The 11,769-nt window shown below is 56.0% G+C and carries 11 protein-coding genes; 6 read left to right on the plus strand and 5 right to left on the minus strand.

Translation table 11 applies throughout. The features are described from left to right. Positions 1-21 precede the first annotated feature (21 nt). The 3 genes from ACQAYK_RS05515 to ACQAYK_RS05525 form a co-directional block, all read right to left on the minus strand. On the minus strand, positions 22-2,175 hold the full coding sequence (locus tag ACQAYK_RS05515; protein ID WP_215872590.1) for a cbb3-type cytochrome c oxidase subunit I: 2,154 nt from the start codon (positions 2,173-2,175) through the stop codon (positions 22-24). A 25-nt stretch (positions 2,176-2,200) separates the two neighbouring features. After that, positions 2,201-3,169, minus strand: coding sequence for a ubiquinol oxidase subunit II (locus tag ACQAYK_RS05520; protein ID WP_215872589.1), 969 nt, complete (start codon positions 3,167-3,169; stop codon positions 2,201-2,203). A 255-nt stretch (positions 3,170-3,424) separates the two neighbouring features. Then, positions 3,425-4,615 (minus strand): NAD-dependent epimerase/dehydratase family protein, encoded by a 1,191-nt coding sequence (locus tag ACQAYK_RS05525; RefSeq protein WP_226827141.1) that lies wholly within the window; start codon positions 4,613-4,615, stop codon positions 3,425-3,427. A gap of 190 nt (positions 4,616-4,805) precedes the next feature. Here ACQAYK_RS05525 and ACQAYK_RS05530 point away from each other — a divergent pair, with 190 nt between their 5' ends. Beyond that, positions 4,806-6,194: an MFS transporter gene (locus tag ACQAYK_RS05530; RefSeq protein WP_215873317.1), complete on the plus strand. Its 1,389-nt coding sequence runs from the start codon at positions 4,806-4,808 to the stop codon at positions 6,192-6,194. On the opposite strand, the gene ACQAYK_RS05535 is transcribed toward ACQAYK_RS05530, so the two are convergent. Then, positions 6,195-7,211: a glycosyltransferase family 4 protein gene (locus ACQAYK_RS05535; RefSeq protein ID WP_215873318.1), complete on the minus strand. Its 1,017-nt coding sequence runs from the start codon at positions 7,209-7,211 to the stop codon at positions 6,195-6,197. Further along, the gene (locus tag ACQAYK_RS05540; protein WP_215873319.1) at positions 7,208-8,017 is read right to left on the minus strand and encodes a UDP-2,3-diacylglucosamine diphosphatase; all 810 of its coding nucleotides are present in this window, start codon (positions 8,015-8,017) and stop codon (positions 7,208-7,210) included. Before ACQAYK_RS05540 ends, ACQAYK_RS05535 begins: the two co-directional genes overlap by 4 nt. 197 nt (positions 8,018-8,214) lie before the next feature. Here ACQAYK_RS05540 and ACQAYK_RS05545 point away from each other — a divergent pair, with 197 nt between their 5' ends. From ACQAYK_RS05545 to ACQAYK_RS05565, 5 genes are all read left to right on the plus strand, one after another. Continuing rightward, positions 8,215-9,000 carry a winged helix-turn-helix transcriptional regulator gene (locus ACQAYK_RS05545; RefSeq protein WP_215873320.1) on the plus strand — a complete coding sequence of 262 codons (786 nt, stop codon included), beginning with the start codon at positions 8,215-8,217 and terminating at the stop codon, positions 8,998-9,000. A 96-nt stretch (positions 9,001-9,096) separates the two neighbouring features. Further along, positions 9,097-9,783: a MotA/TolQ/ExbB proton channel family protein gene (locus tag ACQAYK_RS05550; RefSeq protein WP_215873321.1), complete on the plus strand. Its 687-nt coding sequence runs from the start codon at positions 9,097-9,099 to the stop codon at positions 9,781-9,783. Beyond that, complete coding sequence (locus ACQAYK_RS05555; RefSeq protein ID WP_215873322.1) at positions 9,783-10,181, plus strand: ExbD/TolR family protein; 399 nt, start codon at positions 9,783-9,785, stop codon at positions 10,179-10,181. The genes ACQAYK_RS05550 and ACQAYK_RS05555 overlap by 1 nt, the downstream gene beginning before the upstream one ends. Position 10,182: 1 nt before the next feature. Next, a complete protein-coding gene (locus tag ACQAYK_RS05560) occupies positions 10,183-10,905 on the plus strand; it encodes an energy transducer TonB (RefSeq protein ID WP_215873323.1) in 723 nt (240 codons plus the stop codon). 40 nt (positions 10,906-10,945) lie between these two features. Beyond that, positions 10,946-11,746 (plus strand): ribonuclease T2 family protein, encoded by an 801-nt coding sequence (locus ACQAYK_RS05565; RefSeq protein WP_255790240.1) that lies wholly within the window; start codon positions 10,946-10,948, stop codon positions 11,744-11,746. The last annotated feature ends 23 nt before the right edge of the window (positions 11,747-11,769 follow it).

An 11,769-nucleotide genomic window follows, 5' to 3' on the forward strand; every position in this document is an offset into this window, starting at 1 on the left:
GCGATCAGCCCCAAGTGGTGCTTACAGATGTCGGGAATCGCTCGGTGGAGTCAGCGGTCCGGAGGCATCGCGATCGAGCGCTGCATACGCAGTCACCGTACCGCCGGAGAAGCCGCCACCGTGCGGAACCTGGTGACTATCGTCACTCAGCATGCGTGCCTTGGATTCGCGATCCATTTCCTCCATTTTCTCGGCAGGAATGATGTAGCCGGGATCGCCTTTGTTGGAGCGATAAATCATGAGAATGACCGCAAGAATCAAAGACGCGAGGGTCAGCCACCAAACACGCCAAGTAAGCCCAAAGCCTACCAAGAAGGTCAACGCACCAATGTACAAAGCGATAGGTGTGTTGTTCGGCATGTGGATCGCCTTGAAGTGATCTGGCTTCTTATCCATGAAGCCATGTTCACGACGCCATGCGACTTCATCCAACGCATTGATATGCGGCACCATGGCAAAGTTATAGAAAGGCACAGGTGTGTCGGTTAGCCATTCCAGGCTGCGGGAAGTACCCCAAGCGTCGGCGGTGTGTACGCGATTAGCGTGACGATCGCGAATACTCACATACAACATCCAGAGGAACGCAAGGACCGATAGTACATAGACAAAGATGCCAATTTCCTGCACATCGAACCAAGCTCCCCACTGGGGGTTGAATGGCCAGTCCAGACGCCGCGTTTCGCCCATGAAACCCAGCATAAACATGGGGAAGAATACCAGGAAGGTTCCAGCGGAAAAGAGCCAGAACATGATCTTTCCCCAGACCTCGTTGAGTTTGAAGCCATAGATCTTGGGGAACCAGAAAATGATGGCGCTAAATACCGCGTAGACGATACACAGCAGCATCATGTGGAAATGTGCAACAACAAAGACGCTGTTGTGTACCATATAGTTGATGGCTGGAATGGCCAGCATCATACCGGTCAGACCGCCGATGAGCAGCAGGAAAAGTGCCCCGATGGACCACAACATGGCAGCCGAGAAAGTCAGGCGACCGCGATATAGCGTAAAGGCCCAGTTGAAGACTTTGACGCCCGTTGGTATGCCCACCAGCATGGTTGCGATACTGAATTCCGTACTGACATACGGGCCCATTCCCATGGTAAAGAAATGGTGCAACCAAACGATCCACGATACGCCCGCGATGGCAAAGGAGGCCAACACCATAGTGATGTAGCCAAATATAGGCTTCTCGGAAAATGCCGGGATTACCTCGGAGAGCATGCCGAAGGCGGGAAGGATAACGAAATAGACTTCTGGATGGCCCCAGAGCCAAAAGAGATTGGTATAGAGCATCAGATTGCCACCGAATCCGGCGGTAAAGAAGTGGGTGCCCAGATAGCGATCGGCGCCTACCAAGGCCAGGGCCACCTGCAGACAGGGAAAGGAGGTCAGGGCGATGATGTTTGCAGAAACCGCTGTCCAGGTGAATACCGGTAAACGGCCCCAGGTCATTCCCGGCGCTCGCATTTTCACCACCGTGGCGAGAAAGTTGATGCTTCCTAGCGTGGTCCCGAGGGCAACCAACTCCAAAGTCCAGATCCAGTAATCCACCCCAACGCCCGGGCTGTACGCCATTTCAAAAATCGGCGCATAGCCGAACCAGCCATTGTGGGAGAAGTCGCCCACGAAGAGCGATATCATGATCAGGAAAACCGCTGCGGTGGTGATCCATAGACCTAGGGCATTGAGGTACGGATAGGCCATATCGCGGGCGCCGATCTGTAACGGTACGATGATATTCATGAGGCCTACCAATAGCGGTGTTGCCGCTAATAGAATCATGATCAACCCGTGGGCACTATAGATCTGGCCAAAATGGAATGGTGCCAGATAGCCATGAATTGCCCCCATGAGCTTCATGCCATTATCGCCGGGGCCGTCGCCGAGGGCTTGCTGGGTGCGCATCATCAAACCATCGATGAAGCCGCGAAACAGCATGATAAGCCCCAGGATGATATACATGATGCCTAGTTTTTTATGGTCGACGGTGGTGAACCATTCTTTCCACAAATAGCCCCACTTACCGTAATACGTTACTCCAGCAATCAAAGCAATGCCGGCGAGTACAATTACTATAAAGAGTGGTGCCAGGATAGGATTGGTGTAGGGGATTTCGGACAGCGCCAAGCGTCCCAATAATGGACTCCAAGGTCCAGGTACGTTAACCAACATAGCGAATCTCCATGCTGTCTGCGACTTATGCGCGATGTTCTGCGGCTTGAATTTTCAGGTAATGGAACATGTTTTCGGTCATGAACATAGGCAACGGCCACTTCTTGCCATTCATGACCTCCAGCATCACATGATCAAACAGGCCAGGTTCTACACGACCCCATGCCGGTGTTTTTTCATGCACGTTGATATAGGGTTCGGCAAAGCGGTTGAATTGCTGGTAGCTCATGGTATCAGGATTGTTTTCCATCATCTGGGTCCAGCGATCAAAATCCGCTTTGCTGACCACGTGTGTTTTGAAGAGCATCCACGACATACCTGCACCACAGTAATCGGCGGCGATTCCTTGATAGCTGCCCAGGTGATCGCTCATCAAGGCGTCTTTGGTGCGCATACCGGGCATTACGTCGATCATGCCGATGAGTTGAGGGACGAAGAAATCCGTCGTAACGGCGGTTGATGTCAGGCGGAAAAACACCGGTGTATGGGCGGGAATTACCAGTTTGTTGGCAATGGCTATGTGATGATACTGCGGATAAATGAAAAGCCACTGCCAGTCGGTGGCGATTACGTCGATGTCGATGGGATCACCATTGGGCTTCAGATGTTTGGTGACCGCTGTGGGATTGTAGGGATTGACGGCAAAGCTGCCATTAACTGAAACCGCCCAGGCGAGAAAGCCTACGGCGATGATGGGAATGCCCCAAAAGGCGACTTCCAGTGTATTGGAATGTGCCCATTTGCCGTCGTAAGCACCCCGATTACTGCCTTTACGGTACTTCCACATGAACCAGACGATAAGTAGTGCCGTGACACCGACAATGGCGAGCATGACTCCTACATCAATCATCATATAGATAAAGCTGGCATGCGCTCCGACGCCTTTCGGGTCGAAGATCCACCAGGGCGAACCCTTGGCGCAGCCGGCCAACGGTAGGGTAAGTGCGGGGGCCAGCGCATACTTCCCCCGACGAGTGAATTTGCGGAATAGCATGTAATTTCTCCTAGCGTATCCAGAGATAACTTAGTCTGAACATTGATCTTTATAGCTTACAAGTCGCTACATGCACAACGTCGAATTTTCTATGCTTTGTTTGTGCGGTTATATAAAAAAAGAGTCTTATATTGATGTATTATAATATTTCAGGTTATTATAAACGTAAAAATATACATCATTATACTTAATATAAGTAAGTATATTATTTCCTGTTGGATGCACCAGTACGTGGCTCAGGATGGCCTGCTGAATTTAATTTTGTGTGCGCCAGCGGGAACGTGCCGGAATTTTGCTGCTTTGACAGCGATGCTGATACTTTCCCGCAACTTCAGATACTTCGGCCAAAAGCCCGGCAGAAAGAGTAATGGGCTGCAATCCCAGGTTTTGCAACCCCTGGTTTTCCACTTGGAGCTCGTTTTCTACTTGTTCATTGCGGGGGTTGTCAACGAATTGCATTTCCGCGCCGGTGAGTTCATGAATCAGACGGGCCAGGTCGCGCACGCGATGGGTTTCCGTGGTTTGGTTAAATACCCGAACGCGCTCTCCGGTCGCGGGTGGGTGCTCGATGGCCAAGCGAATGCACTGTACGGTATCGCGAATGTGAATAAAGGCGCGAGTCTGGCCCCCGGTCCCGTGCACCGTAAGGGGGTGGCCGACCGCCGCTTGCAAAATGAAGCGGTTGAGAACGGTGCCAAAATCGCCATCGTAGTCAAAGCGATTGATCAAACGCTCATCGTACAGAGTCTCCGCAGTCTCCGTACCCCAGACGATCCCCTGGTGCAGATCCGTAATCCGCAGCCCGTCGTTCTTGTTGTAGTAATAGAAAAATAATTGATCCTGGGTTTTGGTCATGTGGTAAATGGAGCCGGGATCTGGTGGATAGAGAATTTCTGTCTCTTCTCCTTCTTCTTGGTTTTCGTGGGACAAAATCCGTACGCGCTGATATCCCTCCGGCAATTTGAATCGCGAAGTTTTATAGCCATATACTCCCATCGTTCCCAAATGAACCAAGTGGGTATACTCCTCCAGACCATTTTCGACAATGGCGCAGAGGACGTTATGGGTGGCATTGAGATTGTTATCGACCGTGAAACGTTTGTGCCAGGAAGACTTCATGGAATAGGGTGCCGATCGTTGCTCGGCAAAATGGACAATGGCATCCGGGCGCCACTGCCCGATCAGGTTCTTGAGTTCAGCATAATCACGGGCGATGTCCAGCGTGCTGAGACCGAGATCGTGTCCGCTGACGTCGCGCCAGGCTTCGATGCGCTCCGAAAGCGGGCGGATCGGCGTCAGCGACTGCACCCCCAGTTCCTCGTCCTGGCGACGGCGCACAAAATTATCGACAATATGTAGCTCGTGGCCCCGGGCTGAGAGGTGCAGGGTCGTTGGCCAACCACAAAAACCATCACCACCCAATACCAGAATTCGTTTTTGCATCATGAGTCGTTCCTATCATTGCTTGTGGAAGAGTAGGCGAGAGTCGGGCGTCATGGCAATGCTCAGCGGATTGTCAGGGAATATGACAAGATTATTACAAATAGGAGCCTTGTCCGGCCGATATGCCACGTTCATAAAAGTGTCATAATAATATGCTACGCTTCGAGTTTCGTCAGAACACGCAGGTGCATTCATGGATGCGGTCAACGCTCTCGATCGGCAGGCGGTCACGCGGAAACATCGGCGCATATTGTGGGCCTCAGGTTTGGGCATTTTTCTCGATGGCTATGACCTCAGCATCATGGCGATCGCCCTCATTCTGCTCAAGGAGCAATGGCATCTGACGCCATCCGAATTAGGGGGGCTGGGTACAGCGGCGCTGGTGGGCGCGCTGGTGGGAGGATTATTCGGTGGACCGATTGCCGATCGCTGGGGGCGTAAAACGATCTACCTGATCGATATCGCTGCATTTTTCTTCGCGGCATTGCTCTCCGGCTTTGCCTGGGATGCCACCTCACTGATCGTTTTGCGTTTTTTCCTGGGGCTCGGGGTGGGAGCAGACTACCCCCTGAGCTCCACCTACATGGCCGAATTCCTCCCCAAAAAATCACGTGGTGCGGCAATGACCTGGATTTTCGGGCTGTGGATGGGAGGGGCGCTGGTATCAAGTATCGTTGGGCTCCTTCTTCTGCACACCGGTCCCGACGCCTGGCGATGGATGCTGGTTTCCGGCGCAGTACCGGCGGTGCTGGTGCTGTGGCTCCGGCGTAATTTGCCGGAGTCACCGCGTTGGTTCATCCGTCGTGGCCGCCTGCAGGAGGCCAGCGAGGTCGTCACCTGGCTCGCGCCGCAGCTCAGTGAATCCGAGCGGCACGCCGCGTTACAAGAGCTGGCCGCCAGCATGGATGGGGCAAAGCAACACAATTGGTTCGATCTGTTCGGCAAAACCTATCTTCGCCGCACCCTCTATGCCGCCATCCCCTGGTTTCTGATGGACGTGATGGGATACGCCATGGCCATCTTCCTGCCTATCATGCTGTTGCATCTGGGGCTACACACGCAGGAGCAGGCGGTGATCGGGAATGCGCTTTTCACGGCAAGCTTTGTCTTCGGCTGGGTACCTCTGGCCCTGCTCATTGACCGGATCGGTCGGCGCAAGACGCAGATCTGGGGTTTTCTTGGGGACGCCGTCGGTCTGGCACTGGTTGGTGCCTTCGCCCTAACGGGGCAACCGCCCTTCGCCATCGTCGCCGTGGGCCTGATCCTTTTTCAGGTCGCCAACAGTTTCGGGCCCGGCAACACTACCTGGATCATTCCTACCGAGCTCTATCCGACCGAGCTACGCGCCAGCGGTCATGGTTTCAGTACGGCATTCAGTCGGGTCGGCGCTGCCACCAGTGTCTTTTTGTTGCCCATTCTCCAGGCACATTTTGGCATCGGTGGCTTGCTGCTCATCCTGGCTTCCGCGGGCCTGTTGGGCGCAGTGCTGACGCAGATCCTGGGGGTAGAGATGGCGGGCGAGACCTTACCGGAGACGGGTGGCAAGCCGGATCCCGAGGTGATTGCCCGGGAAGCGGCCTGATTACGTCCCCTGCACCGGAACCAGGTGGCGGAGAAAATCCGCCGTACATTTGTCCCAGCTATACTGCAGGGCGGCGTTGCGACAGTCGTCGCGGCGCAGGTCCAGCGCAAGAATGGCTGCCTCCCGCAGGTCATCACGCAGAAAGCCGTTGATCCCATCGACAATACTCGCTTGCGGACCTGTGACCGGATAAGCCGCCACGGGCACGCCGCAGGCATTCGCCTCGCGTATCACGAGACCGAGGGTGTCGGTACGGCTGGGAAAGACCATGACATCGGCAGCTGCCACATGGCGGCTCAGCTCCTCGCCGTGCTGCATGCCATGCCAATGCACATCCGGGTATTGTTCACGCAACTCCGCAGCCTGCGGTCCGTCGCCAATGATGTGCTTGCTGCCCGGCAGTTCGAGGCGAAGAAAATCTTCCACATTCTTTTCGATGGCCACCCGACCAAAATACACGAAGGCTGGACGCTTTCCCGGAAGCAAGGCGGCCGGATCCTGATCTGGCCAGGGACGAAAGAGATCGCTATCGACGCCGCGGCTCCACTGCACCAGATTGCGGAAACCCCAGCCCCGCAACTCGTCGGCCAAAGCGACATTGGACACCATGGTGTGTGCGGCGCCGTTATGGAACCTGCGCAGGAAAGCATAGCTCCAGGCGAGGGGTACGGGGGATCTGGCGGCTAGATATTCCGCAAAGCGGGTATGGAAGGACGTGGTGAACTGCCATTGGTGGCCTGCGCACCATAGCCGTGCGGCAAGGCCGAGAGGCCCTTCGGTAGCGATGTGTATCGCATCTGGGCGGTATTCCTGGAAAGTCTGTCGGACCAGGGCGAAAGGCTGGGTAGCAAGAGGGATTTCTGGATAGCTGGGACAGGGTATGGTGGCACCCGCACCGCTATGAAGCACCCGCACTTCGTACCCGAGCCTTTGCAGTTCCTGTACCGTCGCCTGTAAGGCGCGGACGACTCCATTCACCTGGGGGGACCAGGCATCGGTAACCAAGGCGATTTTCATTCTGTCTCCAGATCCGGCCAACGAACCAGCCGTAGGGTGCCGTCAAAGTCCTCGACCAAGGCGGTGCAGCTCTCCACCCAGTCGCCATCGTTGTAGTATTCAATGCCGTTCATCTGCTTGATTTCGGCGTGATGGATATGGCCGCAGACCACACCGTCATAACCGCCCCGGCGGCATTCCCGGGCGACGAATTCCTCGTACTGGCTGATGAACTGGACGGCACGCTTGATACGATGTTTGATAAAGGCGCTCAAGGACCAATGACTGCGGATCCCCAGCAGTCGGTTGAGGCGCTGATGCCATCGGTTTAGAGTCAGCAACAGGCTGTAGCCGCGGTCGCCCAGATGCGTGAGCCAGCGGGCATAGTGCATGCTGAGGTCGAATTGGTCGCCGTGGGTGATCCACAAGCGCCGTCCGTTGGCGGTTTGGTGGACACAATGCGGAACAATCCGGATTTCTCCCACAGCGAGTCGGTGCTCGTCGCCCTCCAGAAAGGAGTCCAGCAGACCCAGAACGGGATCGTGATTGCCCTGTACGTAGGTGACCTGCACCCCTGCCCGGGCCTGACGCAGCACCTTCTGAATGACGGTGCTGTGGGCAACGGGCCAGTACCAGCGCCGTTTCAGGGCCCAGAAATCAATGATGTCGCCCACCAGATAGAGGTACTCGGCTTCGTAGTGGCGAAGAAAATCCAGTAATGCCTCGGCCTGACAGCCCTTGCTACCCAGGTGGATGTCGGAAACAAAGATGGCCCGGCAGTTGCCGCGCCAGGTTTTGGGGAGTAAGGCTTGCTGCAATTCGGTCATGCAGGATGTTTTGGCCGAGGATCTCGGCGAATTATAGCCAGGTCGTGAAAGTTTTGTCTCGCATTTTCGCGATATCGTCCGTAGTCAGCATACTGTCACAAAAGTGTCATAAAAGATTCATAAAAACGTCACATAAAAACGTTACACTACTGCGTCAGAAAGCCTCATTTGTACGCAAAAACGCACAGGGGATCACCATGATCTATGCCCTCATCGCTGAAAGCATGCATCACGCCATACACCTGCGTGATCTCTTGACCCTGCTTGCCGCCACCCGCTGGGAGGAGATCGATCCACTGTACCATGCACGCGTGATGCTGCATGGCGATGGACCCTTCACCGATTCTCTGGAGAAGCGGTTGCGTAGCCAGCGGGCCGTGCCCAGGCAGGTACAGAATGTTGCGGCGCTCGGTACACAGTTGCGGCAGTGGTCGCCGCAGCTGCTGATTTTCGCTGACTGGGGCAGCCAGCTAGCTGCCACCTTGCAGGAGAGTCAGGAACAACTTCTCCATTGTGGCACAGCGGTTATGGCGCTCGGTCCTGAGGGCGACGAGGAGGCGATGATCGCCCTCGACGCCGGTGTCAATGTCTACGTGGGAACGCCTGCCAGCGAGGCACTAGTGCTGGCCCAAGCGACTGCGCTGCTGCGGCATGGACACGCTTGGGAACAAATGGCGATCGATATTCCGGGGATCCTGCGTGTCGATCCGGAAAGTCGTCGCGTATATATCTTTGACAAGGAATTGCACCTGACCAAACGGCTGTTCCACTTGTTTCACTACATGGCGCAGCAGTCGGAACGTGCCTTTTCGCCGACGGAGATCGCGCAGCACCTGACGATGAGCAAGAGGCAGGTGCAACAGAACACCGTGGCGGCGCAGATTCACCGTCTACGCAAACGGATGGAGGAGGTCGATGCCTCCAGCTGGTTGCAGACCGTGCACGGATTTGGTTATCGCCTAAGCATTCCGCGGGCGAAATAAGGGCTTTCAAGTGTCATATTTTTGTCATCTAGGCTTCATCATAGTGTCACATGATTCTGATACGTTGAGGCCTTCGCAAAACAGGAGAGTATTTTCGTGAACATCGCTTACCTCGTACATCTGGCCAACTATTCCGATGGCATCCTATATTTCCTGATGGCTCTGTTACTGATCGAACTGGCCGTCATGGTCGACCGCTTCTGGTACCTGCGCCGCACCTTGGCGCGCGGTGACGCTATCGTTCACGAACTGGCCGGTCATGGTCGACTGGACCGTGCCGTACTCGACCGTCTCGCCGAACAGGCTGGCGGTCTGCCGGAAGCGAGCCTGTTGCGCATGGCGGCCAGCCATGCCGGCCAGGTCAAGGGCGATGCCCTGGCCAATCGTCTGGAAGAAGCGGTGATCGTGCTCGCTCCCCAACTTGATCGCCGTCTCTGGTTGCTCGATACCATCATCACCTTGGCACCGCTGCTCGGTCTCTTTGGTACGATTATCGGCATGTTCCACGCTTTCCATGTGCTGGCAGCGCCAGGTCATGCACCCACGGAAGTTACCGCGGGCGTCGCCGATGCCCTGGTGGCCACGGCCTCTGGTCTTTTTATTGCCATTCTGGGCCTGCTCACCTTCAATGCCTTCAACAATCAGGTACGCATGATCTTGTTGCAGCTCGATTCGGTGAAGACCATGCTGCTCAATCGCATGGATGGACAGCCCATGCTGCATCCCGATGCCGATCCCAGTGAATCTTCAGTGCAGCCAGTAGCCATGGCGAGGGCCGGCTGATGGAGCGGCGTTATTTCGAACGCAAGAAGGGGCGCGTCGAGATCATCCCGATGATTGACATCATGCTGTTTCTGCTGGTGTTCTTTATCATGATCACGATCCAGATGATTCCGGACCAGGGCCTCAATCTGCAGCTGCCGCAGTCGAGCGAGGCGAAGCAGTTGCCGCGCCCTCACATGACCATCAACATTCAAGAGGATGGTACGGTAGTGGTCAAAAATCAGCACTATGATCTGGCGGGGCTCGAGAATCTTATCCGCGGGGACGGCGATCCGGGCAAGACTGTGATTACCATTGCCGCGGACAAGGCCGTGGCCTACCAGAAGTTCATCAACGTCATGGATACCTGCCAGAAGGCGGGCGCCAGCGATATCGGCCTGGCGGCCAAGGCGAGCTGAGATGAGCGCTGTACTGTCTCCGCGTTCCCCGGCGCCTCAGCCCAAAGGGTATTTCGGTCGGGCGTTGATCATCGGTGCCGTCATCGAGCTTGCGCTGGTGGCAGGACTGATCTGGGTCAGCAACCAGAAGAGTCCACCGCCACCGCCCAAACCCAAGCGGATTGCCATTCATATGGTGCAGCCGCCCAAGCCCAAGCCGGTGCCGCCACCACCCAAGCCGGTGGTACACCCAAAGCCGCTACCGAAGCCCATTCCGCATCCGGTGCCAAAGCCGGTTCCGCACCCAATCCCACATCCGGTGGTGCATCACGCGCCAACGCCCAAACCATTGGTGGCCAAGACGCCTATGCCCATGGCACCCGTCGTGCCGCCAGCACCCCCGGTGACGCCGCCACCGCCGCCTCCGCCAGCACCGAGTCCGGCCTTGGCTCAGGCCGCTATTGCTCGCTATGCGGCCTTAGTGCGCGCACAGGTGCAATCCGATGCCCATGTACCGGAAGCGGTACGGCTGATGCACCTGAGTGGTACGGCGGTGATCAGCTTCGAATTGACACCCTCCGGCCAATTGCTTTGGGCGCGGCTGGCGCAATCGAGTGGAGTGGGAGCGATTGACCGCGCTGCCTTGCAAGCGGTCAAGAGCGGAGCGTATCCGCCGTTTACCAAAGATATGCCGAAAAAAGCAACAGTCTTTGATGTAGAAGTACATCTATCTGCCAATTCATAATATTGCTCAGGCACGGGTAGCCGGCAATCTGGAGGGAGCTGTGAAAAAATTTGCGCTTGCGTGTTTGGCGCTGTTGAGTCTGTTTGTAGGCGGCGCCCAGGCCGAGACAGCCGTCGTGCCGGTTGTTCCGAACCTACGCTTTGCACACTACACCTTCGCCATGCTCTGGCAGCCTGGCGTTTGTGCCACCTGGACACGGGTGGGCGCCGCTTGTGACGATCTGACGCCTGCGTCTCGCGCCAGCCAGCAGTGGAGTCTGCACGGTCTCTGGGCCAGCCGCCCGCAACAGCTCATTGCGAGTGGAATGGAGCCCAAAACCTGGTGGCAGCACGGCTGTTTTTGGTTCCAGAACCAGAGTACCGCCCCTCACGACAGTTGTTCGTTGCCCTCCCTCGAACTGTCGCCCGCAGTCAGCAGCGAGCTGAGCGCCAATATGCCCATGCGCAAGGTCTGCCTGGATCGCCATGAATATTACAAGCACGAGGCCTGTTTCGGGGAAAAGCCCGATCCCTTTTTTCAGACGGCCCTGCGCTTGTTGGGGGACGTCAATGCCAGCAGTTTTACGGCATACGTGCGGGATCACCGTGGGCAATGGGTCAAGCGCAACGATCTATTGCGCGCTTATACTACGGCATTTCATCTTCCCAATGCAGAGTCTCTAGAACTGCGTTGCGAGAGTAGTGACAACCATAGCGGCCACGAGCTGCAGGGTGAGGGAACCATCCTCACCGAGGCATGGATCACCATCCGTGCCAATGCCCTCCAGGAGTTTCCTCGTCCAGGCGCGTTTATGGCCGGACGGAAGGGAAATTGCGCAAAACTCATCCATATTTTGCCCTAAGACAAGGAGCGTATTTTGCAATC

Source organism: Acidithiobacillus sp. AC3 (assembly GCF_050261095.1).
In the GTDB taxonomy this organism is placed as follows: domain Bacteria; phylum Pseudomonadota; class Gammaproteobacteria; order Acidithiobacillales; family Acidithiobacillaceae; genus Igneacidithiobacillus; species Igneacidithiobacillus copahuensis.

Excerpts from the sequence above, each read along its gene's own strand:
- ACQAYK_RS05520 (WP_215872589.1), bottom strand. The coding sequence starts at position 3,169 with ATGCTATTCCGCAAATTCACTCGTCGGGGGAAGTATGCGCTGGCCCCC.
- ACQAYK_RS05530 (WP_215873317.1), top strand. The coding sequence starts at position 4,806 with ATGGATGCGGTCAACGCTCTCGATCGGCAGGCGGTCACGCGGAAACAT.
- ACQAYK_RS05535 (WP_215873318.1), bottom strand. The coding sequence starts at position 7,211 with ATGAAAATCGCCTTGGTTACCGATGCCTGGTCCCCCCAGGTGAATGGA.
- ACQAYK_RS05540 (WP_215873319.1), bottom strand. The coding sequence starts at position 8,017 with ATGACCGAATTGCAGCAAGCCTTACTCCCCAAAACCTGGCGCGGCAAC.
- ACQAYK_RS05555 (WP_215873322.1), top strand. The coding sequence starts at position 9,783 with ATGGAGCGGCGTTATTTCGAACGCAAGAAGGGGCGCGTCGAGATCATC.
- ACQAYK_RS05515 (WP_215872590.1), bottom strand. The coding sequence starts at position 2,175 with ATGTTGGTTAACGTACCTGGACCTTGGAGTCCATTATTGGGACGCTTG.
- ACQAYK_RS05560 (WP_215873323.1), top strand. The coding sequence starts at position 10,183 with ATGAGCGCTGTACTGTCTCCGCGTTCCCCGGCGCCTCAGCCCAAAGGG.
- ACQAYK_RS05545 (WP_215873320.1), top strand. The coding sequence starts at position 8,215 with ATGATCTATGCCCTCATCGCTGAAAGCATGCATCACGCCATACACCTG.
- ACQAYK_RS05525 (WP_226827141.1), bottom strand. The coding sequence starts at position 4,615 with ATGATGCAAAAACGAATTCTGGTATTGGGTGGTGATGGTTTTTGTGGT.